Origin of the sequence: Candidatus Syntrophosphaera sp., from assembly GCA_019429425.1 — a bacterium.
Lineage (GTDB): Bacteria > Cloacimonadota > Cloacimonadia > Cloacimonadales > Cloacimonadaceae > Syntrophosphaera.
This window is the reverse complement of the sequence record JAHYIU010000005.1, coordinates 33,380-58,031: the sequence shown is the minus strand read 5'-3', so window position 1 is coordinate 58,031 and position 24,652 is coordinate 33,380. Positions and strand designations below refer to the sequence as shown.

The 24,652-nt window shown below is 54.7% G+C and carries 19 protein-coding genes and 5 tRNA genes; 1 reads left to right on the top strand and 23 read right to left on the bottom strand.

Annotated features, from left to right (window positions below; genetic code table 11):
- The 4 genes from K0B87_01260 to buk form a co-directional block, all read right to left on the bottom strand.
- On the bottom strand, window positions 1–431 hold a 431-nt coding region (locus tag K0B87_01260), incomplete at its 3' end, for a thymidine kinase (protein ID MBW6513368.1).
- Between the two features lie 74 nt (window positions 432–505).
- Window positions 506–1,237 (bottom strand): RNA methyltransferase, encoded by a 732-nt coding sequence (locus K0B87_01255; GenBank protein MBW6513367.1) that lies wholly within the window; start codon window positions 1,235–1,237, stop codon window positions 506–508.
- A gap of 166 nt (window positions 1,238–1,403) precedes the next feature.
- Complete coding sequence (locus K0B87_01250) at window positions 1,404–3,128, bottom strand: T9SS type A sorting domain-containing protein (protein MBW6513366.1); 1,725 nt, start codon at window positions 3,126–3,128, stop codon at window positions 1,404–1,406.
- A gap of 23 nt (window positions 3,129–3,151) precedes the next feature.
- Window positions 3,152–4,231 (bottom strand): butyrate kinase, encoded by a 1,080-nt coding sequence (gene buk, locus K0B87_01245; protein MBW6513365.1) that lies wholly within the window; start codon window positions 4,229–4,231, stop codon window positions 3,152–3,154.
- A 230-nt stretch (window positions 4,232–4,461) separates the two neighbouring features.
- Here buk and bamE point away from each other — a divergent pair, with 230 nt between their 5' ends.
- The gene (bamE, locus tag K0B87_01240) at window positions 4,462–5,286 is read left to right on the top strand and encodes an outer membrane protein assembly factor BamE (protein ID MBW6513364.1); all 825 of its coding nucleotides are present in this window, start codon (window positions 4,462–4,464) and stop codon (window positions 5,284–5,286) included.
- A gap of 269 nt (window positions 5,287–5,555) precedes the next feature.
- Here the strand turns inward: bamE and K0B87_01235 are convergent, their stop codons facing one another.
- The 19 genes from K0B87_01235 to K0B87_01145 form a co-directional block, all read right to left on the bottom strand.
- Window positions 5,556–7,838, bottom strand: a complete 2,283-nt coding sequence (locus tag K0B87_01235; GenBank protein ID MBW6513363.1) for a C10 family peptidase — start codon at window positions 7,836–7,838, stop codon at window positions 5,556–5,558.
- A 185-nt stretch (window positions 7,839–8,023) separates the two neighbouring features.
- The gene (gene rpsG, locus K0B87_01230) at window positions 8,024–8,494 is read right to left on the bottom strand and encodes a 30S ribosomal protein S7 (GenBank protein ID MBW6513362.1); all 471 of its coding nucleotides are present in this window, start codon (window positions 8,492–8,494) and stop codon (window positions 8,024–8,026) included.
- Window positions 8,495–8,510: 16 nt separating this feature from the next.
- Window positions 8,511–8,891, bottom strand: a complete 381-nt coding sequence (gene rpsL / locus K0B87_01225; protein ID MBW6513361.1) for a 30S ribosomal protein S12 — start codon at window positions 8,889–8,891, stop codon at window positions 8,511–8,513.
- A 32-nt stretch (window positions 8,892–8,923) separates the two neighbouring features.
- Entirely contained in the window at window positions 8,924–13,399 is a 4,476-nt protein-coding gene (gene rpoC, locus K0B87_01220; GenBank protein ID MBW6513360.1) for a DNA-directed RNA polymerase subunit beta', read from the bottom strand.
- 2 nt (window positions 13,400–13,401) lie between these two features.
- Entirely contained in the window at window positions 13,402–17,190 is a 3,789-nt protein-coding gene (gene rpoB / locus K0B87_01215) for a DNA-directed RNA polymerase subunit beta (GenBank protein ID MBW6513359.1), read from the bottom strand.
- Window positions 17,191–17,396: 206 nt separating this feature from the next.
- On the bottom strand, window positions 17,397–17,777 hold the full coding sequence (gene rplL, locus K0B87_01210; GenBank protein MBW6513358.1) for a 50S ribosomal protein L7/L12: 381 nt from the start codon (window positions 17,775–17,777) through the stop codon (window positions 17,397–17,399).
- A 27-nt stretch (window positions 17,778–17,804) separates the two neighbouring features.
- The gene (gene rplJ, locus K0B87_01205) at window positions 17,805–18,335 is read right to left on the bottom strand and encodes a 50S ribosomal protein L10 (protein ID MBW6513357.1); all 531 of its coding nucleotides are present in this window, start codon (window positions 18,333–18,335) and stop codon (window positions 17,805–17,807) included.
- A gap of 12 nt (window positions 18,336–18,347) precedes the next feature.
- Window positions 18,348–19,052 carry a 50S ribosomal protein L1 gene (rplA, locus tag K0B87_01200; GenBank protein ID MBW6513356.1) on the bottom strand — a complete coding sequence of 235 codons (705 nt, stop codon included), beginning with the start codon at window positions 19,050–19,052 and terminating at the stop codon, window positions 18,348–18,350.
- 39 nt (window positions 19,053–19,091) lie between these two features.
- Window positions 19,092–19,523, bottom strand: a complete 432-nt coding sequence (gene rplK, locus K0B87_01195; GenBank protein ID MBW6513355.1) for a 50S ribosomal protein L11 — start codon at window positions 19,521–19,523, stop codon at window positions 19,092–19,094.
- A gap of 23 nt (window positions 19,524–19,546) precedes the next feature.
- Complete coding sequence (nusG, locus tag K0B87_01190) at window positions 19,547–20,083, bottom strand: transcription termination/antitermination protein NusG (protein MBW6513354.1); 537 nt, start codon at window positions 20,081–20,083, stop codon at window positions 19,547–19,549.
- A gap of 17 nt (window positions 20,084–20,100) precedes the next feature.
- Entirely contained in the window at window positions 20,101–20,292 is a 192-nt protein-coding gene (gene secE, locus K0B87_01185; GenBank protein ID MBW6513353.1) for a preprotein translocase subunit SecE, read from the bottom strand.
- A gap of 51 nt (window positions 20,293–20,343) precedes the next feature.
- Window positions 20,344–20,419, bottom strand: a tRNA-Trp gene (locus K0B87_01180).
- A gap of 19 nt (window positions 20,420–20,438) precedes the next feature.
- Window positions 20,439–20,585 (bottom strand): 50S ribosomal protein L33, encoded by a 147-nt coding sequence (gene rpmG / locus K0B87_01175; protein ID MBW6513352.1) that lies wholly within the window; start codon window positions 20,583–20,585, stop codon window positions 20,439–20,441.
- A 15-nt stretch (window positions 20,586–20,600) separates the two neighbouring features.
- Window positions 20,601–21,785, bottom strand: a complete 1,185-nt coding sequence (tuf, locus tag K0B87_01170) for an elongation factor Tu (GenBank protein ID MBW6513351.1) — start codon at window positions 21,783–21,785, stop codon at window positions 20,601–20,603.
- Between the two features lie 58 nt (window positions 21,786–21,843).
- Window positions 21,844–21,919: transfer RNA gene (locus K0B87_01165), tRNA-Thr, on the bottom strand.
- A gap of 18 nt (window positions 21,920–21,937) precedes the next feature.
- Window positions 21,938–22,014, bottom strand: a tRNA-Gly gene (locus tag K0B87_01160).
- A gap of 20 nt (window positions 22,015–22,034) precedes the next feature.
- A tRNA-Tyr gene (locus K0B87_01155) sits at window positions 22,035–22,120 on the bottom strand.
- A gap of 8 nt (window positions 22,121–22,128) precedes the next feature.
- Window positions 22,129–22,203, bottom strand: a tRNA-Thr gene (locus K0B87_01150).
- Between the two features lie 415 nt (window positions 22,204–22,618).
- Complete coding sequence (locus K0B87_01145) at window positions 22,619–24,568, bottom strand: OmpA family protein (GenBank protein MBW6513350.1); 1,950 nt, start codon at window positions 24,566–24,568, stop codon at window positions 22,619–22,621.
- Window positions 24,569–24,652: the final 84 nt, after the last annotated feature.

Genomic DNA, 24,652 nt, shown 5'->3' with positions numbered 1-24,652 from the left:
GCCAGGTTTTTGGTCACGTATTCGGCGATGGCCAGAAGCTGGGGCATGCTGGCAAAGGGTTTGCCGGTGTAATCCTGGTCCAGCCCGGCGACTATCACCCGGAATCCTTTATCCGCAAGGTCGTCGCAGACATCCACGATCGATTCGTCAAAGAACTGGGCTTCGTCAATGGCCACGATCTTGATCTCGTCCTTTAGGTATTCATAAATCTCCGCTGGCGTATTGATCGGAATCGAGGGCGCCTGCATCTGCGAATGCGAAACTATGTTATTGGCATCATAGCGTTTGTCGATCGCCGGTTTGAAGACCAGCAAAGGCTGGCGGGCATATTCAGCGCGGCGAATGCGGCGGATCAGTTCCTCCGTCTTGCCGCTGAACATGCTGCCGCAGATAACTTCTATCCAGCCAGTCTTTTGATTTATGATATTCACGGTCGCTCCTATGACTAACTTACCTGAAAATACACCCTTAAAGAAGCCCCGATTTTGTCAATCGATAAAGTGCTTTACCCAGTATAAAGATGATGGGCGATGATGCCCGCGGCCACAGCCACATTGAGCGACTCGATCCCCCGGCCCATTTCCACGGTGACAACCGAATTCGCGGCTTGCATCAGTTCAGACGATATGCCATGCGCCTCCGAGCCGAGGACAATGATCACCCTGTCTTCCGGGGAGAGGCGCAAATCTCGCAAAGGGCTCCCGGAACGCGCGTCCGTGACAAGCAGCCTGGCATCTTTTGCCGTTATTCCCTCAAAGCCCAAAACTTCATAAGGAACCGCATAGACGCTACCCAGAGAAGCCCTGATCACTTTGGGAGAGGATATCTCCACACAGCTTGGAGACAAGAAGAGCGAATCCAACGAAAAAGCGGCAGCCAGGCGAAAGATGGTGCCCAGGTTGCCCGGATCGCTGATTCCATCAAGGTAGAAAGCGCGCCTGAAATCCACTCTGTGAGGTTCTGGCACCGGAAAAAGCGCCGCCAGGCCCGAAGGATGCTCGCTGTCGCAGATTGCTGCGAATTCCCAATCTCGCAGTTCGAAAGCAGGAACGCCGTCCCACATGGCCTTCCCACCCTCTCCGAGGTATTGTTCAATCGGCGTGAGTCCGTATTCCTTCATCTGAAGGAGGATCCGGATCCCTTCCACCACCACCCTGCCCTCTGCCAGGCGGTATTTTTTCTGCTTCAGTTTCGCCAGTTCCTTGATCCGGTTCTTGCTCAGTTTGGAGTATTCCATAGCTGTTCCCAATTCCCTGATTGGCAGTTATCTACGAACTTATCCACATTGGCCGTGGATAAAGTCCATTTTACAACATCTTGTCTTGCAATACCTTGGCAAATGCGCCAAAACACACTTCCAAGTTATCCACATCTTATCCACAAAATCCGCAAAGCCTCGTTTTCTATAGAATTGTGAGTTTTTGCTGACGCCACTTACTGCCAGCTTTCAATTTCAGGACATACACTCCCCGGGCCAGATGGCGGAATTCCTCTTCGGCGGAAAGCAGCCAGTTTCCTTCCCCGGCTTCATTCTGCTGAAAACTCCGGGACAGCACTTTCTGGCCACGGATGTTGAACAGGGTCAGATCCACCTGCCCTTCCAGGCCATCCGGCAAATACCAGCGCGCGGAGGCCGATAACCTGTCTCTAACGGGATTGGGAACCATCAGTAGTTCCAAGCCGGGCTCGGGGAACTCATACTGGAATGAAGTTGATTCCGACCAATTGCCGCAGGTATCCATGCATTTAACTGTCACTGATCCGAACTGCCAGACCGGAAGGCGTACCCAAAAAGAAGCTTCTGAAACCGCCGGATTAAAGTATGACACATCGCAATCTTCGCTGCTGCCTTGAAAGAGACACACTTGGTAACTCAAGGAGTCCGGATCTGCCGGCTGGACAATGCGAAACTGGAGCGTCCCCAAAACCACTGATTGCTCGGAAACCTCAGGCAGATCCGGCGGAACGGTATCACCCAAACCCCTGTTCAGAAACCTCAGCCACTGCGTGGAGGCAAACTCCAATTTGCGATATTGCCTCCACCAGCCGTCAAAATACTGCCTGTGCCAGGGAAACCAGATCGCCGCGGAGCCGACCGGATAGGCCACCAGCGGAATGTTGAGGTTCCCCGCGAACACGACGCATTCTTCCCATTGCGTGAGCATTTGGTATGGCCAATAAAGGATCTCCAGGCTGGGAGGGATGACCGAGCAACTGGCTATGAACTCGGCAATGTCCACATCGCAATAGGCCGTATTCATTTCCCACAGGCCGTCACGGATGTGCTCAACGATCGCCGGGGCCATGGAGACGCCATAAAGGCTCAGATTCGTGATCCTCTCATAAAATTCCGGTAGGGGCGAAGTTCTGATCCCCGAACAGGTGAGGGGAACGGTGAATCCGCCCGGATTCTGGACCCCCCCCGGTTCATAAGATTCCAGGTATTTCTGCGGGATCTGCTCAGCCAACTGCTCCGGGCCCAATGACGCGAACAACGGGACCATGGTCTGATAGGGAAAACCGGCGGCGGGGACGAGTTCCGCGGAACCGATCACGTAATCCGCAGCGTGCATCACTTCGGCCAGGACTTCCAGGCTCTGCATGCTGCAGGCGTCGAAAAGCAGGATATCCAGATGCGGAATGCCGGTCAGGGCCTCTTTCAGGTCGCCGTTGGCCACGCTCATCAGAGACTGGGACCCGTCATCGGGGCAGATCCATTTGAATTCCTCCTGCTTGAACCAATTGTCCCCATGCCCCCAGATGACCAGCATCCTGCGTTGGGAAGGATAGCGCTCAAAGCCCCAGTTGATGAAGCTTTTCAGGGTCTGGGGATCGCCGCTGTCGATGCTGCCGAGGTTGGCCAGGAGGGGTGAAGTTATCTGGGCAGAGGAATCCTGCCTGATCCTGCGCCTCTGGCCTCCCGGATAGCTTGAATTGACGGGCATGTCCGTCTGCACGATCAGGTTCAGGTTTCCAGGCATGGACACCGATTCCATGTCGTTCACGTCCTGCACCGCGTTCTGCCAAAGGTTGTTATCCGCAGCCATATAGACCAGGACAGTCCAGGTTTCGGCCACAACAGGGGTCAGGAACAGAATTCCCAACAGCAGGAGGAGGCACTTTTTCATGGATCGGCTGTTCTCTACACCCTTTAATACGGATATTCGTGCGCTTGTTCCAAACCGCTGAGCACGCGGACTCCGCCCATGCTGAGGGCTTCCATCTCTTTTTCGCCGGGATAAAGGTGCACAGGGGCGATGAAGCCCACCCGGGATCTGATCTGCTCAACGATGTAATCGTTATAGACCAAACCTCCGGACAGATAGATGGCATCGACCCTGCCCTTGAGGACAGTGGCGCAGACGCCGACCTCTTTGGCCACCTGATAGCACATGGCATCGAGGATAAGCTTGGCCTTGGCATCGCCTTCCTGGATGCGCTTGTTGACCTCGATCCCGCTGTCGGTGCCGAGATATGCCATCAGGCCGGCGGTTTTGGTCAGATAATTTACCAACTCCTTATGGGTGTATTTACCGCTGTAAGCCAGCTCGAGCAGATCACCGATGGGCAGCGCGCCAGCTCTCTGCGGCGAAAAGGGGCCCATTCCCAAGAGGGCGTTGTTCACGTCAACCACACGTCCGCCCAGGATCGCCGCGACCGATATCCCGCCGCCCATGTGCACTCCGATCAGGTTGGTTTCCTCAAACTTCTGGCCCAGCTCCTGGGCCATCAAACGCGCGATGTATCTGATGTTGAGCGCGTGGAACAGCGATTTCCGCTCGATCTCCGGAATCCCGGAAATGCGGGCCAGATCGCCAAATTCGTCCACCACCACCGGATCGACTATGAAACCCGGAATGCCAAGCTCCTGGGAAATCGCGTCTGCTATGAAGGCCCCCAGGTTGGAAGCGTGGATGCGCCCCCAAAGCGCCGGGTCCTTCAGATCGCGCAGCATATTCGGGCAGATCTTCCAGGTACCGCCGGAAACGCCGCGAACCAGTCCGCCGCGACCCACAACCGCGTGTAGGCTATCTGGAGCGACCTGATTTTCCTGCATCGCTTCCAAAACGAGTTTCTTGCGGAAATCATACTGCTCGATGATCCCTCCAAAGGGTTCAAGCTCCGCCGGATCGTGGCGCAGCGTTTTTTCAAAAACCGGCCGGTCTCCGTCGTAGACGGCGATCTTGGTCGAAGTCGAGCCGGGGTTGATGGCGAGAATGCGATAGGACATTGATCCTCCCTGTCATGGATTTTTATATTTTTTTTCATGTTCTGCCACACCCCCCCTTTTGTCAATCTTTTCCTTGACAAGGCCGCCAGCTGGGCGATCAAACCCAAAATCGATTGATCGAATGATATGCCTATGAGAGATTTATCTGGATCTTAATGACATTTTACTTGACATGAATGTACACATCCACACATGGTCTCAAATAAGTTTAAACCCATGGTTGGTGAAAGATGAAAAGACCGATTATACTGCTCTGCGCCTCGATCCTGATCCTGGCCGGCAGCGCTCTGTTCGCTCAGAGCTCTGAGCAAAGACCGTCCAGATTGGAAAAATTGATGTCCAAAATCGAATCCCTGGAAAACGACATTGCCCAGATGGAAGATATTGTTGCCACCCTGGATTCTTTGTTGGAAAGCCGCGGCACGGTTCCTGTCATTGAGTTGCCCGTAGCCAGCCGGGCCGTTCAGGTCATCGACGCCCAACAACCCGCCAGAACGCAGACCGTGGCCTCCGCACAGGCAAACACCGAGCTCAAGCAAAGCAGCACGGCCTCCCTGGCCGTTGTTGAGCCAAAAACTTCCGTGGCCTCAAAACCGGTCATCGAATCCAAACCAGCCGCAACCCCGCAAAATCCTCCCGCAAAGAATCCTGCAGCCGTCCAGCAACCAGTTCAGGAAAAAAAGCCTGAAGCCGCCAAGCAACCTGAAGTTAAATCCACGTCCGCCCCAGAGCCAAAACCGGTCGTTACCCAGCCCAGCGTCGCAACCAAGCCCGCCAAGGCGGCAAAGCAGCTCCAGGAACCTGAACCGGTCAAGGTTGAATTGGTCCGGGATACCCAGCCCCTGGAATGCCTGCCCAAAGACTGCCGGGAAAGCTGGCAGAACCTGAAGATCGGCATGACCAAGAAACAGGTGCAGGCCTTGATGGGCGAGCCCGACAGGAGATCCGAGCGAATCATTGATTATTGGTGCTATGTCACCAGCAAGGGCAACGCCGGATATGTCTATTTCAATGAGGGCAGGCTGTCCGGCCTGGGTGAGCCCTACATCGAATAGCTTCGAGCTCTTTCCAGGTTTCTTTAGCCGCCTGCGCATCCGATCCATACGCAAAGCCCCGTCCCCAGGCAATCATGGCGCTTTCATCCCATCACGGCCTTATCTCCAAATCCTGATCCCCTCTCACATTCATCCAACACATCCCCAATATTGTTCGGGATGTGTAGGGCGAATGTAGCCTAGGCGTGAATTGAGGATATGTCCGCAGAGGCAAAAAAAGGCAGGGATAAAAACCCCTGCCTATAATGTAAGTAGCGCAGATAGATGTGCTATTTGAGGATCAGGATCCTGCTCCGGCCCTGATATCCATCCTGTTGCCAGGCGAGGAAATAGATCCCTGAAGCGAGCCTGGCCCCGGCGCTGTCCTTCACATCCCAGGCCAGTTCACGGCCGGGCTGGAGCTCAATCTCGCGCACCATCTGGCCTTTAAGGTTGAAAACCTTCAGCTTCGCCGGAATGTCCGCTTTGCCCGAAAAACTGAGATTGGCGGTTCCGGAGATGGGATTGGGCCAGATCCGCAGGGTGGGGACGACTGCAGTCACTTCGTCCTGAACTTCTGTGGTGCCTGCCGCGAGGATGAAATTGGCCGATCCGGTCGAGGCGATGAGGGTGTCGTTGTAGAAGAAATTGCTTGGCGTGACCTGGGTTACCATGATGGTCACCGAATTGCCGATGGCCCGGAAGTTAAGCTTGAGCAGGATGCCGTCGCCGGTGAGGGAAGAACCGGCGTCACAACTGACCGAAACGCTCCCCGGCGAATTCACCACCGCCTGGGGTGAATGGCCCTGGCTGATGGTGCCGGTGGCGTCGATGCCCACAAATTCAAGCATGGCGGGGTCGTAGGCCAGGTCAAATTCATAGTGCGTCACGTTCCAGGAGGGAAGCAGATAGGTGGTGCGGATCTCGGTGGTGCCGATCTCGTAATAACCCAGATGCATCACGTTGAGCATGCTGATCGCGCTTTGGGCGAGGGTGGCCACGGGCGCCAGAACTTCCAGCATCAGGTAATCGGTATTGGTGACCGGGGTGGTGTTGAATTTCATCTGGCCGAGGTCAAAGAGGAATTCCCCCGCCTCCAGTGGCATGAAGGTGAAATTGATCAGGTCTCCGGCCCCGAAGAGGTTCGAGGTTCCGTCCCAGTTCACATTGAGGAAGCCGGGGGTCGTTTCGGTGACGGTCAGAGTGCCGTTGGCGGCAATGGTGTTGCTGACGGAAGCGCCGTTGAAGACGATGTGCTCATGGTCGTAAAAGAGTTGGAATTCATAGTGGTCCACGTTCCAGGAACCAAGGATGGGATAGGTGGAGACGGCCAGGTTGAAATTGTTGCCCACGGTGGCACCGACCGCCCGCATCCTGATCCGGGCATTGGCCATGCTGTAGTTTTCCGGAATGCTGTTGATGATCGCGGATTGGAATTCGCTGAAATAGCTGCCGCCGGGATTGATGTTATTCACGTAGTAGTAGCCGTTGTAGGACCCGCTCCAGCCGAAGTTGAAATGGAAAAAGTTGGCCGTGTCGTAGCCATCGACGCAAAAGGCATGCCCGCCGCTGCCGTAGCCGCTGTAATACATGGGGCTGGCATTGTCGATCTGGGCCGTCAGGAGGCTGTTCCAGGCCGCGTCGCTATAGCTGTTCTTACTGTGGAGCGCGGCGTTGGGATAACGGAAATGGTCCACCAGGGCATCGGCCGCGGCTGAGCTTTGGGCGCCGGATCCGTCCGGAGAATAGCCCATGTCCACGGAAACGCCGCAATGATAGAGCAGGGTGGCTATGGGTAGGTTGGAATTTCCGACTGCGTTGGGCATCTCGTCCCAAAGATAGGTGGTGGCGCCGAAATTGGCGCTTTGATATCCGTATCCCGAAGCGTAATAGCTGTTGCTGCCAACCCCGGTGATGGGATGGTTCCAGTATTTCATGACCATGCCCATGGCGGTGGCCACACAGCCAGCCCAAACATGTCCGCCCGGGCCCTGCGGGTCAACCGGGCAAAGCTCATTGTAAGGCCAGCCCTGGTCCCAATTGGAGGCCAGCAAAGGCTGCACGGCGCGATTCTGTTTGTAGCCGGGATCCACCCTGCCGTTTCTCAACTCCTGCCATTTATCTTTATTTTCGGGTATCTCCAAACCGCTCTGGATGATCTGGGCGATCTGCAACTCGTAATAGCCGACCCAATCCAGGAATGTGGAGTGAAGAAGCTGGGGCTGGCTGAAAGCCTCGGCCGAGTAGCCCAGAACGGGGATGGAATTGTCATCGGCAGACATCAGCACGAAAGCGCCGTCGGCAAAACTGACCAAATAGACCAGGGGAAGGTCTGGATCGCTTTTATCATAAGCACTCGCGCCGGCTGAAAAACTTCCCTGCCTGAACTGAAGGACCTGAGCCACAGCGGAGCCGTTGGAAACCCCGGATGGCGAGTCGAGCAGCCAGGTTTGGGCAATCTTGGCCGCATCCCCAGGCTGGATGAAAGCAGCCGTCAGAGGCAGGTGGATCAAGCTTAGCAGCAAGCCCAAGGCCAGCACTGCGCAGAGTCTGTTGTTAAACGGAAAATTCATTTTTCCTCCTATAAATTGACATCAAGTATGATGCAATTTTTATTCCATATAACGGTTTGCCAAACAGTTAATCCCATTGCTCCCAATCCGATGTCCGGACGGGCACATCCCTGGGATGGATTTCCAAAAAAAAATAAGCGGGACCGGGGTCCCGCTCGATTGGATAAGACGTATGATTGTGAGAACTAGCGCCTGAGATGCGCGAAAGCCCTGTTGGCCTCGGCCATCTTGTGGGTGTCCTCGCGTTTCTTGATCGAAGCGCCTTCTTTCTTGTAGGCGGCAATGAATTCACCGGCCAGTTTTTCGATCATGGTCTTCTCGCTGCGGGCACGGGCATAGCTGATCAGCCAGCGAAATGCCAGGGCCTGGCCGTTCTTTTCATTGACCTCGGTGGGTATCTGGTAGTTCGATCCGCCCACGCGGCGCGAAACGACCTTCACCTGGGGGCGCACATTGTCCAGGGCTGTTTTAAAGACTTCCAGCGGAGGCTGTTTGGTCTTTTCGGCGATGATGTCGAAAGCGCCGTAAACGATCTTTTCCGCAATGCTCTTCTTACCCTTTTTCATCAGGCAGTTCATGAACTTGGAAACAACGACATCGTTATACTTGGGATCCGGAAGAACTTCGCGGACGACTGCTTTTTTCTTTCTGGGCATGTTTCATTTCCTCCGCTTACTTCTTCGCCTTGGGACGCTTGGTCCCATATTTTGAACGGGATTTGGTGCGTTTTTCCACACCCGCGGAGTCGAGGGCTCCGCGCACGATATGATAGCGCACGCCGGGAAGGTCTTTGACACGACCGCCGCGAACCAGCACGATGCTGTGTTCCTGCAGGTTGTGGCCTTCTCCGCCGATGTAGGCTGTAACTTCAAATCCGTTTACCAGACGGACACGCGCAACTTTACGCAAGGCCGAGTTCGGTTTTTTGGGCGTCGTCGTGTAAACACGAGTGCATACTCCGCGCCTTTGCGGACATCCCATAAGCGCCCTGTTCTTTTTTTTCTTTTCGATCTCGGTCCGGCCTTTTCTAATCAGTTGATTAATGGTTGGCACTGATTACCTCCATGATATTTATCTTTAGTTGGTTAGAAATTGAAATAATCCTCCGCTTCCTCATCTCCTTGCGGATGGGCAAAGCGGTCGACAATCTGGGCCACTGTTTCGCCGGAATTGACAGCTTCCTCAAGCATGGTGTTGTAAAGCTTGGTTCCGGTTCCCACAGGGATGCGATGGCCCAGGATGATGCTTTCCTTGAGTCCTTCGAGGCGGTCGACGCGTCCCTCGATGGAAGCCTTGGTGAGAACCTTGGTGGTTTCCTGGAAGGATGCGGCGGAAAGCCAGCTATCGGTGAGCAGAGAGGTTTTGGTGATCCCCAGCAGGAGTTGTTCGAACTGCGCGGGAGTCTTGCCAAATTGGATGATCTCGCGGTTTTCCTTCTCCACGGTGATCTTGTCCACGATGTCCCCTTCGAGGAAGGAAGTGCTGCCGCTATCGGTAATGCGCACCTTTTTGAACATCTGGCGGATGATCACACTGACGTGCTTGTCGTCGATCTTCACGCCCTGTTTGCGGTAGATCTCCTGCACTTCGTTGAGGATCATGAGCTGGGCTTCTATGATACCTTTTACCAGCATGTCGTGCGGATCGAAGGGGCCGTCGGATAGGGCGTCGCCGCTTTCCACATGGTCGCCCTGGTGGACTATGATCCGCTTGCCTGAAGGAATGGAATATTTCCTGCCGGCGAGGGGCTGGCCTTTTTTGACCATATCACCATCGCTGACAATGCTTTCCTGCATGGGCGGGATCTCCAGGACCCTTCCGCAAAGAGCGGCTCCGGCTTTCACATTCTGGTCGTTGCTGACGATGATCTGCATTCCCTTGGGGATCTCGTAGACCGTCGCTTTGGCATTGCGTTTGGCGATGGAGACCATCTTTTTCTTATTTTCTTCCACGATGGTCACCTTGCCATCCTTTTCCGCATAGACCGCCTTGTCGGTCAGGATGACTATCTGATCCTGGAATTCGTCAGATTGAACCTGGATCTTGCCGTCGATGGGGGCAAAGACCCCGTTTTGCGGTGTGACGAAGATATCGCGGCCTGTCTTTTTCAAACCGCCGATGGTGACGATCCCTTCGATGTCCGAGATCTTGGCCTTGTCCTTGGGCACGCGGGCTTCGAAAAGATCCTGTACGCGGGGCAGGCCGCCCGTGATGTCGCGCTGTTTGATCGTCATGCGCGAGGTCTGGCCCAGAATGTCGCCCGTATGCACGAAGCTTCCGTCTTCCACGCGTATCACCAGCCCTGACGGCAATGGGATAAACACCGCGCTTCCTTCTTCGCTGACCACGCGGAACTGCGGCTGCTTCTTTCGGTCTTTGGATTCGATGATCGTGATGTCGCGGGAATAGGTGATGTCGTTGTATTCTTCTTTGAAGGTAATGTCCTTGACGAAGTTTTCATAATGCAGGACACCCTTGGCGGTCGAGATCAGGGGATTGTTGAACTGGTCCCAACTGAGCAGTTTGGTGTTTTGAACGACCTTCTGCCCATCGCGCACATGCACCGTGGCCGCGTATTCGACCTTGTATTCTTCCAATACCTTCTTGTTTTCTTCATCCATGATGAAGATCTTGCCCAGATGGCTGACCGATATGAGCTGGTTATCGATGTTCGAAACCGTGTTCATGCGGTCGAAGCGGATGAAGCCGTCATGGCTGGCAACAACTTCCGCCAATTCGGTCGTGGTGCTGGCGGCGCCTCCGATGTGGAAGGTCCGCAGAGTTAGCTGCGTGCCGGGCTCACCAATGCTCTGGGCCGCAATGATGCCAACCGGATCGCCAACCGTGGCTGGTTTTTGCGTGGCCAGGTTGCGCCCGTAGCATCTGGCGCAGATGCCTCGCTCGGCTTCGCAGGTCAGCACTGAACGCACATGAACGCTGATAATGCCGTGATTTTGGATGGTACGCGCCATTTTATTGCTTATCTCCTGTCCGCTATGGACAAGGACTTTGCCCGTGACCGGATCGACCACATCGTCAACAGCAGTCCTGCCTTGGATGCGATCAGCAAGTGTGGTTACAACTTCGTTGCCTTCCTTGAGGACACTCATGTGCACGCCACGGCTGGCTCCGCAGTCTTCCATTTGGATGATGGCATTTTGAGCCACGTCGACCAGGCGGCGGGTCAGGTATCCAGCGTCAGCCGTTTTGAGGGCTGTATCTGCCAGTCCCTTGCGGGCGCCGTGGGTTGAGACGAAGTACTCCAACACCGTGAGGCCGTCGCGGAAATTCGATTTGATCGGAGTTTCGATGACATCGGCGCCACCGGTGGAGCCGATCTTGGCAGGCTTGTCCATCAAGCCGCGCATGCCGCCCAATTGCTTGATCTGGTCCTTGCTGCCCCTGGCCCCGGATTTGAACATCATATAGATGGAGTTGAGCCCGTTTCTGCTGTGCGAGAGCTCTTCCATCATCTCGTCGGTCACGCGGACAGTGGTCTTTTTCCAGAGGTCGACGATGCGCCCGAAACGCTCGTTTTCGGTGATGCCGCCTTTCTGGTGAAGGTCAAACACCTTCTTGACCTCTTCCTCGGACTGCTCGATGATCTCATCCTTGCGTTTGGGAGCAACGATGTCGCTGAAACTGAAGGTCACTCCGGCCCGGGTGGCATAGCCAAAGCCAAGCTCCTTGAGTTGGTCAAGCATCTGGGCGGTCCGCCATTGCCCCACCGCGTCAAAACAAAGCATGGCAAGGTCATTCAGTTTGCCTTTATCATAGGTGATGTTTTGGAATCCCACCTCAGGCGGAATTATCTGGTTGAAGATAACCCTGCCAACCGTGGTCGAGATAAAATTGTTGTCGACTTTGACCCGAATCCAGGTGTGCAGGTCCAAACTACGTTCCCCTTCCATTTCTCCTTTGATGGCGTATAGTTGTTCTTCCGCTTCATAGGCGGCCATCACTTCATCTGGGCTGTAGAAATGACGGACCTTCGATACGTCTTCCGGTTCGGGATGTTCGATCATGGTCAGGTAGTAGCAGCCGAGCACGATGTCCTGGTTTGCCGCCATGGCCAGCCTGCCGTTTGCCGGCAGGAGCAGATTGCGGGTCGCAAGCATCAAAACCCTTGCTTCGATCTGGGCTTCGGTGGACAGAGGCACGTAAACGCCCATCTGGTCACCGTCGAAGTCCGCGTTGAAAGGAACGCAGACCATGGGATGCAGTTGGATGGCCTTGTTGTCCGTAAGCACAGGCATGAAGGCCTGGATGCCCAAACGGTGCAAGGTCGGCGCGCGGTTGAGCAGAACGGGATAATCCTTGATCACATCCTCCAGGATGGACCAGATCTCCGGCTGTTTCTTCTCAATGAGCTTTTTGGCGTTTTTGACCTTGTCCACTTCGCCCATCTTCTGCAAGCGCTCGATGAGGTAGGGCTTGAAAAGTTCGACGGCCATATCCTTGGGAATGCCGCATTGATACAGCTTCAGTTCCGGCCCGACCGTGATCACGGAACGTCCGGAGTAGTCAACGCGTTTTCCCAGCAGGTTCTGGCGGAACCGGCCTTGTTTTCCTTTCAGCTGATCGGTCAGGGATTTCAGGGGCCGATTGCCTCTGCCCCTCACCGGGCGCGGTTTGCGCGAATTGTCGATCAGGGCGTCCACGGCTTCCTGGAGCATGCGCTTTTCGTTGCGCAAGATCACTTCAGGAGCGCGAATGTCCAAAAGTTGTTTCAAACGGTTGTTGCGCGTGATCACGCGGCGATAGAGATCATTGAAATCCGCGGTGGCAAATCTTCCGCCTTCCAACGGGACCAGGGGTCTCAGGGTTGGCGGCAAAACTGGCAAGGCTTCCAGGATCATATACTCAGGACGGTTCCCGGACTTGAGGAAGGCATCCACGATCTTCAGCTTATTGATCAGCTTCTGCTTGTGCAGGGTGGCCTTTTCCATCTTGAGGCGCGAACGGATATTCAGGGCCTCATTATTGAGATCAATGCGGGCCAGTAACTCCCGGATCGCTTCCGCGCCCATCATAGCGAGGAAATTGTCCCCCACCTTGTCCTTGATCTCGTAGTATTCGTCGACTTCGATCAGTTCATATTTCTCATAGGGGCTGTCGCCCGGGTCGATGACGATGAAGGATTCGTAATAGAGGATGCGTTCCAGGTCTTTGACCGTCATGTCCAGCAGGGTGCCTATCTTGCTGGGAGCGCTCTTCACGAACCAGATGTGGGCTATGGGGACCGCGAGGGAGATGTGCCCCATGCGGGTCCTGCGCACGCGGGATGTGGTCACGAGCACGTTACAGCGATCGCAGACCGTATTGGCAAAGCGTTTCTTTTTATACTTTCCGCAGGCGCATTCATAGTCCCGTTCCGGGCCAAAGATCCTTTCACAGAACAAGCCGTCCTTTTCTGGTTTGAGGGTGCGGTAGTTCAGGGTGTCCGGTTTGGTGACCTCACCGTGGGACCATTCGTTGACGATGGTTTCCGGCGCGGCGAGTTTGATGCGCACGAAATCGTAATCATTGGGGCGGATTTCACGTCTGGTGTCTTTTAACACGCCTACCTCCCTTCGCTCTTTTCTGATTCTTTGATGAACTCAATGTCGAAACCCAGCGATTTGAGCTCGCTGATGAGCACATTGAAGGATTCCGGAACACCCGGAGCCGGAGGGTTTTCCCCTCTGGTGATGGCCTTGAATGCGTTGTTCCTGCCATCCACGTCATCTGATTTGATGGTGAGCATTTCTTCCAGAAGGTGGGCCGCGCCGTAAGCTTCCAAAGCCCAGACCTCCATTTCTCCCAGACGCTGCCCGCCGTGCTGGGCTTTTCCACCCAGGGGCTGCTGCGTGATGAGGGAATAGGGGCCCGTGGAGCGGGCGTGCATTTTGTCCGCCACCAGGTGGTTCAGCTTCATCATGTAAATGATGCCGATGGTAACCCTTTCTTTGAAAGGCCTGCCGGATTTTCCGTCGTACAAGACCTGTTTGCCGTCCACCGGAAATCCCGCTTCACTGAGGGCTGACTCAATGTCCTGGACGGACGCACCGTCAAAGATTGGGGTTTCCACATCATAGCCAAGAGCATGGGCAGCCATGCCCAGATGGGTCTCCATGATCTGTCCGATGTTCATGCGTGAGGGCACGCCCAGGGGGTTCAAAACTATGTCCACCGGGGATCCGTCTTCCGTGAAGGGCATATCCTCGATCGGGGCAACAATTGAGATCACGCCCTTGTTGCCGTGCCGGCCGGCCATTTTATCGCCGACCTCGATCTTGCGTTTCTTGGCCACGAAGACCTTCACCATCTTGCGAACTCCATAGGGAAGCTCATCTCCATGCTTGATCCGTTCGCGGGATTTGCGGTAGATGTTTTCGCTTTGTTCGAGGGATTGTTTTATCTTGAGGATGATGTCGCTGTAGATCTGTTCGTTCTTGGCGTGATCAGCAACAAGTTCGGCTTCCAGGTCCAGTTTCTTGAAGTTTATGCGTTCGAGGTCCTTCTTGGTGATCTTCTTGCCAGGCATGATAAAGTGCGCGTTTGTCTTCTCGTCCCAGATATTCTTGGCCACTTCGCCGAGTAACGCGGCGCTGAGCTTCTCTTCCTTGAATTCCTCCACTTTCTTGCGGCGAAGGTTGAGGTCGTTTTTAAGCTTGATATACTTGTCGTCCTGATCTTCCAGGCTTTCTGCCCCCTCTTCCAGGCGCGAGAACATCTTAACGTCGATGACCACGCCCTCCATGCCGGGTTTGGCTTTCAGAGAACTGTTGGTGAAATCTCCAGCACGGTCGCCAAACAGCGCCCGCATCAGGTTTTCTTCGGGGGAGGGATCGATCTCGATACTCTTGGGGGTAACCTTTCCAACGATGATATCCCCGGCGTGGATCACTGAACCGACGCGGATGATTCCTGTTTTATCCAGATTCCGGAGCGCATGGGCCGGCACATTGGGAATGTCGTATGCAAGTTCCTCACGGCCATTCTTCACGTTGCGGACAAGTACCTCCATCTCTTCGATGTATATGGAGGTCAGGGTGTCTTCCCGGGCCACTTTTTCGCTGAGAATGATGGCGTCTTCATAGTTGTAACCGTACCAGGGCATGAAAGCCACGAGCATGTTGGTCCCCAAGGCGAGACGATTGTCTTCGACGCAAGCGCCGTCAGAAATGGGTTGTCCCTTCCGGACAGTGTCCCCAATCCGGACCACCGGCCTCTGATTATTGCAGGTATCCTGGTTGGTACGGACAAATTTCTTCAGTTCGATGCGGTTGCCGGTCCCGAGGTAGAATGCCTCGTCCTTCTCACTCAGCGGTTTGATCTCCACATAGGAGGAGGTGACGTTGGTGACCACTCCGTCATAGGGGGCCACCGCAATGTTGGAAGTGTCCGAAACGGCGATCTTTTCCATGCCGGTGCCGACGATGGGAGCGACAGGATTGATCAACGGAACCGCCTGGCGCTGCATGTTTGAGCCCATCAGTGCGCGGTTGGCGTCGTCGTGCTCGAGGAAGGGGATCATGGCGGCGGATACGGAAACCATCTGCTGGGGAGCCACATCCATATATTGCACCTGCTTGGGATCAACCAAAATAAATTCCCCTTTTTCGCGGGCAAACACTGCTTCATCGGTTATCCTGCGCTTATCGTCAAGATGCACATCGCATTGGGCGATGATGAAGTTTTCTTCCTGGGCAGCATCGAAAAACTCATAATCGTCCGTGATCCTGCCATCGACCACTTTCCGATAAGGCGTTTCGATGAAACCGAACTGGTTGATCCGGGAGTAGATTGAAGGTGAAACGATCAGTCCGATGTTGGGCCCTTCGGGTGTTTCCACCGGGCAAACCCTGCCGTAGTGGGAAGCATGGACATCGCGGACCTCAAAGCCCGCCCGTTCGCGGGTCAGGCCGCCTGGTCCCAAAGCCGAGAAGGCACGTTTATGCCGCAGGGCCGCCAGCGGATTTGTCTGTTCCATGAACTGGGATAGTTGGCCGGTGAGGAAGAACGACTGCACCACAGAGATAAGCGCGTTGCTGTTCACCAGGTCGTGCACTGTGATCTCGTCTGTGTTCGAAATGGCCATGCGTTCCTGGATGATGCGCGCCACCATGGATAACCCGGTCTTATATTGCTCCTGTAGCAATTCGCCAACCGTGCGGACGCGGCGGTTGGACAGATTGTCTATGTCGTCGACCTCATCCTTGTCGTTGTAGATATTGATCAGGGTTTTGAATATGTGGACGAAATCCTCGACGCAAAGCGTGAGGACATTGGGATCGACGTTGATGCCCAAGCGAGTGTTGATCTTGTAGCGACCCACCTCATCAAGATTGTACCTTTTCTCATTGAAGAACATCCTGTCCACAAGCTGTTTGGCAGCTTCCAGAGGGGCGTCCTCGCCAGGACGGATCAGGCTGTAGATCTTTTTCAGGGCTTCTTCTTGGTTATCGGTGGGATCCTTGGCAATGGTGTTTTCCAAAACCTTGCGGGCAATTTCAAAGTTGTAGTCGATAACCTCGACTTTCTTGATGCCCAGAGATTCCAAATGCTTGATCAGACTGTCGGTGACCTGTTCGTTGGCCAGGGCCTGGGGCTCTTCATTGTCGGGGACCATGATGTCGTGGAATAGGTGGCGGCCTTTGGCTTCCTTGAGCTTGAGATCCTCAGATTCGTAAAAAACCCTGCGCAGGTCGCCGTTCGTGGAAATGCCGATCGCGCGGAGCAGAATGGTCACGGGCAGTTTGCGGCGTTTGTCGATGTGCACATACATCACGTCGTGGATATCTATGTCAAATTCCAGCCAGGATCCGTTATAAGGGATCACTTTTGCCGAATACAGGGTTTTCCCGCTGGGATGCTTTTCCTCCGAGAAAAACACGCCGGGAGAGCGCTGCAACTGTGAGATAACTACCCTTTCGGCACCGTTGACGACAAAGGTGCCCTGTTCAGTCACCAGTGGGATCTCGCCTAGAAAAACGTCCTGTTCGATCGTGTCCTTGTGCTCACGCACGCCCTCGTTTTCCTCAAAGACGCTCAAGCGCATCTTGGCTTTCAGGGGAGCCTGATAGGAAAGGTTTCGTTCACGGCATTCGTCGATGGTATACTTTTCTTGGAGAACGTTATATTCTTGGAATTCCAGCAAAAAATTGCCTTTGACATCCTCAATCGGAAAGATGGACTCAAAAACTTCCTGAAGACCTTTTCGTTCGCGGCGCTGGGGATGAATGTCCTTCTGTAAAAAGTCGTTGAACGAGTCCACTTGCATGGCCAGCAGATTGGGTATTTCCACTTCCGGGATGCCCAGTTCGGCAAAGCGTCCGGAAACCTTGGAAAAACTTTTGATCTTTCTCAAAAGCTCACTCCTTTGCGGTGTCTAACCGTTGCTTGGTAATTGGTTTGCTTTTGTGATTCTTGCATGAGATGCGCTAAACTGCCTGCCGTATGGGATGGACAGGGGTATCGCTCTGACAATCTGAATTCTCTGTAAACTGAAGCATAACAAGTCCAAAAAAAGTCCCTGGGGACTTTTTTTGGACGCTTGAAAGGGTTTGGTATCCCTTACTTAAGTTCGACAGAAGCACCGACTTCTTCGAGTTTCTTCTTAACGGATTCGGCTTCTTCTTTGCTGACTTTTTCCACGACGACTTTGGGCGCGCCGTCGACCAGGTCCTTGGCTTCCTTGAGCCCAAGCTTGGTGATCTCGCGCACGACTTTGATCACGTTGATCTTCTTCTCGCCGGCACTCATCAGATGTACGTCGAATTCGGTCTGTTCTTCCTTGGCTTCCGCGGCTCCGCCAGCGGCAGGAGCAGCAGCAACGGCTACGGGGGCGGCAGCGGAAACGCCAAATATCTCTTCCATCTCTTTGACCAGATCCGAAAGCTCGAGCACTGTCATCTCTTTGATCAGGTCAATAACTTGTTGTTTTTTATCGGACATTTTTCCTCCAGAATGATATGATTATTTTTAGCTTGCCTTATTCTTGGCAATGGCATCGAGCGCATACACAAATTTACGGATGATGCCTTGGGACAGGTTGACAAAGTTGCTGATGGGGGCGTTCAGGCTTCCCAGGACCTTGGCGATCAGCTCCTCGCGGGAGGGCAGCTTGGCCAGGTACAGCAATTCAGCCTGGTTGAACACGTGACCAGTCACGTAACCGGCTTTGAAGCTGGGGAAAGGCGCATCTTCCATCACTTCCTTGACAAATTTGACGAGCACCTTGGCCGGGGCGACCTCGTCTGCATGGCAGATCGCCAGCGCGGTAGGTCCCACCAGGTATTCGTCCAGCTCGTTTATGCCCAGATCATTGAGAGCTATCTTGATCAGGGTGTTCTTTTGGACCAGATAGTCCACCTGCACATCCCGGAATTGGTTGCGCAGCATGTTCACCTGTTCCACGTTAATTCCCTTGTAATCCACCAGTACGATCGCTTTGGCGCCATTCAAACGTTCTTTCAGTTGTGCTACGATGTCTAATTTTCCACTTTGAACCATTTCAACCTTCCCTTAGCTCTTCGCTTCCAGGGTTGCGCTTGCGATTTGCAGTTTGATGCCGGGTCCCATGGTCGAGCAGAGCGTGATGCTCTTGATATAGACACCTTTCAAGGTCGCGGGGCGGTCCTTGAGAACGGCCGCCAGAACGACTTTGAGGTTGTCCTTGAGCATCTCCGCGGAAAAGCTGATCTTGCCAAAGAGGATGTGCAGATTGCCGAATTTATCGACACGGTAGGCGATCTTGCCCCCCTTTGATTCCTCAACAGCTTTTCCCACGTCCATGGTAACGGTACCAACCTTGGGATTGGGCATCAGGCCGCGGGGGCCCAAAATCCTTCCCAGTTTGCCGATCCGTCCCATCAGGGTGGGTGTGGTGACCACGACGTCGAAATCGAACCAACCGCCCGAAATCTTTTCCATCAGATCATCCAATCCAACGTAATCGGCGCCAGCTTTCCTGGCTTCGTCTGCCTTGTCGCCTTCGGCAAAGACCAGCACGCGCGTGACCTTGCCCGTTCCATGGGGCAAAACCAGCGAGTTGCGGATCTGCTGATCGGCTTTTCGAGGATCGACCCCCAGATTGAAATGAACCTCGACGGTCTCGTCGAACTTGGAAGCCGGATACGTCTTCAAGATCTTCAGAGCTTCGTCGATCTCATACCTTTTCTGGCGGTCATACATCGAATAGGCAGTGTTGTACCTTTTACTATGTTTCATTGACTCTCCTTATGATTACAATCTCCTGCACAGGGGGCATCAGTCGTCAACGACGACTCCCATGCTCCTTGCAGTGCCAGCGATCATACTCATAGCAGATTCAAGGGTATTACAATTCATGTCCTGGATCTTGAGCTGGGCGATGGCGCGCAGCTGATCCTGATTGATATGGCCCACCTTGGCCTTGTTCGGCGTGGGCGAGCCTTTGGCCAGCCCAGCTTCTTTCTTGATCAAGATCGAGGCGGGCGGGGTCTTTATCTCAAAAGTAAAGGATTTATTCTTGGCGACATAGATCACCACGGGAAAGACCATCCCGGGCTGGTCGGCCGTTTTTTCGTTGAACTGGCGGCAAAATTCGGGGATATTCACTCCCACCTGGCCCAAAGCGGGGCCGACCGGAGGGGCGGGAGTCGCCTTGCCTGCCGGAAGCTGGAGTTTGAGCATTGCCACGGCGTCTTTTGGTTTTGCCATTCTATTTCCTCATCTATTATAGCTTATTTTCTAATGATTTCCACTTGGTTGGAGTTCAGTTCCACCGGTGTGCGCCTGCCGAAAACAGTCACATCGATCACCAGTTTGGCCCCGTCGTCCGCGACCTTTTGCACGATGCCCTCAAAATCAGAGAATGGACCCGTGGTCACTTTCACCATATCCCCGGGCATGTAGGAAAATGCCTTGCCCGGTTCCTTGTCTCTGTCGGCGATGCCGAGCAGCCTGTTCACTTCCTCTTCGTCCAGAGGAATGGGATCCTTGTGTTCCTTGCTTTGGCCCAAAAACTTGGTGACTCCGGCGATGTTCAGAATGTAGGTCCGGAGTTCAGGGGTCAGGTCCGCTTCGATGATCACGTAGCTGGTGAAGAGCTTGCGCTCGCGCTCGACCTTTTTCCCTTCGCGGATGATGAAGGACTTACGCACGGGAACCAGGAGCTGCCCGACGCATTCGCTCAGCGGAGTTCCTTCCAGGCCTTTTTCGATGGCCGTCTTAACCTTGTTCTCGTGAGACGAGTAGGTATGGATCACATACCATTTCATTATGGCTTGCTGTTCCTTTAAAAGACCAGATTGACGATCTGGCCGAAGCCGTAGTCGACCAGGCTCAGAAAGACGCCCACGATGGCGGAGATCACGATCACTACCATCGTTCCCTCCTTGACGTCTGCCTTGCTGGGCCAGGCCACAGATCTCATCTCAATGTAAACTTCGTGGAAGAAGCGGCTTATCTTTTCGATCAGTTTTTTCATTTTTCTACCATTTAATATTGCTTGCCAAAGCTCGGATCGCAATGCGTCATGTGGCAGGACAGGCAGGAATCGAACCCGCAACCCCCGGTTTTGGAGACCGGTGCTCTACCAGTTGAACTACTGTCCTGCAACATCTATGCCAGCGCTTAGCGCTGTTTGTGCGTCGTGTGTTTCCGGCAACTGGGGCAGAATTTCTTCAGCTCCATCTTTTCCGGATGCTTGCGCTTGTTGCGGGTGGTCGTATAATTACGGTTCTTGCAATCCTCGCAAGCCAGGATGACGATATCTCTCATTGTTTGCTACCGTGCCTATTCGAGCACTTTGGAAACGACTCCGCTGCCGATGGTGTGGCCGCCTTCGCGGATGGCGAAGCGGAGGCCCTGTTCCATGGCGATGGGAGTGATGAGTTCAGCGCTGATCTCGACGTTGTCGCCGGGCATGACCATCAACACGCCTTCAGGCAGGGTGAGGGTCCCGGTCACGTCGGTGGTCCGGAAGTAGAACTGGGGACGGTAGCCAGTGCGGAAAGGCTTCTGGCGTCCGCCTTCGTCGGCTGTGAGCACGTAGGTCTGGCCAACAAACTTGGTGTGGGGGGTGATGGATTTGGGTTTGGCCAAAACCATGCCGCGTTCCACGTCCGTCTTGGCAAAGCCGCGCAGGAGCACGCCGATGTTGTCGCCGGCCTGGGCTTCGTCGAGTAGTTTGCGGAACATTTCCACGCCTGTGCAGGTGGTTTCCACGGTTTCCCTGATCCCCACGCGTTCAACCTTGTCGCCAAGCTTGATCACGCCGCGTTCCACACGGCCAGTGGCCACGGTTCCGCGTCCGGGGATGGAGAACACATCTTCCACGGGCAGCAGGAAGGGCTTGTCTGTCGCGCGGTCGGGTTCCGGGATATAGGTGTCGACTGCGTCGATCAGTTCCTGGACCTGGGCTTCGCCTTCGGGATCGCCGTTGAGGGCTTTGAGGGCGGAACCGCGGATCACGGGCAGGTCGCTGCCGGGGAACTCATATTTTTCCAGAAGTTCGCGGACTTCCATTTCCACCAGGTCGAGCAATTCGGGATCGTCGACCAGGTCGCACTTGTTCATGAACACCACGATGGCGGGAACGCCCACCTGACGGGCGAGCAGGATGTGCTCACGGGTCTGGGGCATCGGGCCGTCCGCGGCACTCACGACGAGGATGGCTCCGTCCATCTGCGCAGCGCCTGTGATCATGTTCTTGATATAGTCTGCGTGTCCGGGGCAGTCAACATGCGCGTAGTGGCGCTTGTCGGATTCATATTCCACGTGGGCTGTGGCGATGGTTATACCGCGGGCTTTCTCTTCCGGCGCATTGTCAATGCTGTCAAAGGAACGGAATTTGGCGCCGCCCTTCTTGCTCAAATACAAAGTGATCGCTGCAGTGAGCGTCGTCTTGCCATGGTCAATGTGGCCGATCGTACCAACGTTGATGTGTGGCTTGTTACGTACGAATTTTTCTTTTGCCATTTTTCCTCCTGGGACCCTTGCTGGATCCCATGTCGTGTTTTATTTAGTTTTAAAGAACTGGAGCTCAAGATCGGACTCGAACCGATGACCTCCTCCTTACCAAGGAGGTGCTCTACCTGCTGAGCTACTTGAGCTTCTATCACCGTCAAATTTGGAGCGGGAAACGGGGTTCGAACCCGCGACCCTCAGCTTGGAAGGCTGATGCTCTAGCCAACTGAGCTACTCCCGCTGGCCTATGGTCTAAAAAAGTGGTGGACAGGGAAGGATTCGAACCTCCGTAGACTCGCGTCGCTGGGTTTACAGCCCAGTGCCATTAACCACTCGACCACCTGTCCACAATTTCTGGAGCCGATGAAGGGAGTTGAACCCCCAACCTATTGATTACAAATCAATTGCTCTGCCATTGAGCTACATCGGCGTCAAGTTTAACCAAGCAATTTCAGTGCCTGTTTTTTGTCAATCTCTTTCTTGCTCACACTCTATTTACATAACCGGATTCCCCGGTTCGGCGCAAAAAATTCCACAGCCCCTTTTTTGTCAAGGCTCCCGTGAAAATTTATAACCTGGCGAAAACCAGCCTCAAACCCAGCGGCCGCCACCAAGTGGTCGGATCGCCTTTACCGCTGGGGATTCCGGCGCTTGAACCATCTTTCCAGCCGGCCACGCCACTGGTAGTTTCGCCCTACACACTCCGAACAACATTGGGGATGTGTGCGGTGAATGTCAGACAGGGAATGGGGCTGGGCCAGGGGGCGGAATGGCCGGCATGAATCGAGGGCAAAAAGAAAGGGCCCGGAAGTCCGGGCCCCTGATATTTGTTCTATTGATTTAGTTCAATCCACGATGACGATGTCGGCGCGGCGGTTTGCCCGGCGTCCTTCTTTGGTATCGTTGGATTCGACGGGGCGCTCGGAGGCGAAGCCTTTGACGTCGATGCGGGCGATGTCGATCCCGCGGTTGATCAGGTAGTCACGCACGAATTTGGCGCGGTTCAGGGAAAGCGGGATGTTGATCTTGTCGCCGCCGGTGCTGTCTGTGTGGCCCTGGACCTGGATCCTGACGTTGGGCAGCTTTTTCATCGATTCGGCCACGCGGTCGAGAAACAGCTTGTCTTCCGCGGGGATGAGGTATTCGTTGGTGGGGAAATGGACAATGTGGATATAGAGGTCTTCCTCCAGGGCAACCATTTCCGGATGTTCGTTCACGTTACCGGAAACGGGGAGCATGGCATTCTCGACGCCCGCGCTGGTGTGCATTACAAAGCCCTGGAAAGCGCCGGTTTGGAGGCCGGTCATGCGGATCCAGACCGGGCCGCTGAAGCTGGCGTCCACATTGCCCGTGGGCACCCAGGTCTGGCCGCCGTCGATGGAGATCTCATAGCCGTTGGGGGCGGTGATGGTGATCCAGCCGCTGAGGTTGGAGCCGTTGATATTGTAGCTTTGGGGCTCGGAAGGGGTTCCCTTTTCCGTGGAGAAGCCGCTGAGGTTGCCGCTGATGCCGATGCGCGGGGTTCTGGTGAATTCGCCGACCACACCGGAAACGGGAAGGTTAATGCTCAGCGCGCCCGCGCTGGTTGTCTCGACGATACCTTCGTAGCGCCCCATTTGGGCTCCGGTCAGGCGTACCCAGATCGTTCCCACATAATCTGGATCCAGGCTGGTCGAGGCTCCCCAGGTCTTGCCGCCGTCGGTGGAGAGCTCATAGCCGTTGGGGGCACGGAGATTGATCCTTTCCTCGAGATTGGTCCCGGAAAGGTTGAAGGGCTGGGGATCTGAAGGCGTGCCCACTTCCGTGGTGAAGCCGCTGATGTTGCCGCTGATATTGATCCTGGCCGGCTCTCTCGGCGCCACGACCACTCCGGTGAGGGGCATCCTCACGAGCGCCGCTCCGGGGCTGGCGTTGAGGACCTGGCCTTGGAAGACTCCGCTTTGGAGGCCGGTCATGCGCACCAGGACAGGGCGGTCAGACCGGGGATCCAATGTCGCCGAGGATGTCCAGCTGCGCCCGCCGTCGATGGAGAGCTCATAGCCGTCCGGCGCGGTGATGGTGATCGGTTCTTTGAGGCGTTTGCCGGAGATGTTGTAGCTTTGAGGGGCGGAAGGGGTGCCAAGTTCCGTTCCGAAGCGGCTGAAGGCGCCATCTACGACGATCTGCGGCGGCTGGCGGGTCCCGAAATGGATGCCCAGGCCCACGTAGGGCATGAAATAGCCGTCATTCCAGTCGCCGGACGGTATCATGTCGATGATGTCGGTATCGGTGTAGTTGTATTTGACGCCAAGGTCGAAAGTGGAGTTCGCTTTGGTCAAAAAAGAGATCCCCGCTGCCAGATGGGGCAGCACGACCATGTATTCGTTGCTGTTATCATAGGGAGTATCCATGATCGTTTTGCTGCCGTGGGCCGCGTAGCCTGCTCCGAGGGCAATGAAAGGCGAGATCCGGCTGAGGGCCGCTTCTTCGCTGAAATTGATGGCCAAAATGCGGTCCGGCCGCAGCTTCAGGTATACGTCCACTCCTTCGATGGAAGAGGAATAGCCATAGTCGCCGTCGCCTGGTTTGACCAGCAGGTTGGTGAAATAGGGATTGACGCCGATACCCAGGGCTTTGGTCACCCAGGCTTCCCAGGAGAGGCCCCAGGAGGCCATCAGTTCATTTTCGCCTTCTATGTCGTCGTGGGGGATATTCACTCCGCCCTGCAGGGTCAGAGTGCTTTCAAACGCGTATACGGCCGGCAGCAGGGCCAACGCGATCACTACTAGCAGAAGATTGCGTAAGCTTACGTTCATGTGGCACCTCTTGATTAATAAAATTTCTAATCGCCATAAGAATTCCAGACCCGCCACTTGTCAAGGATTATTTCTGAATTTTTG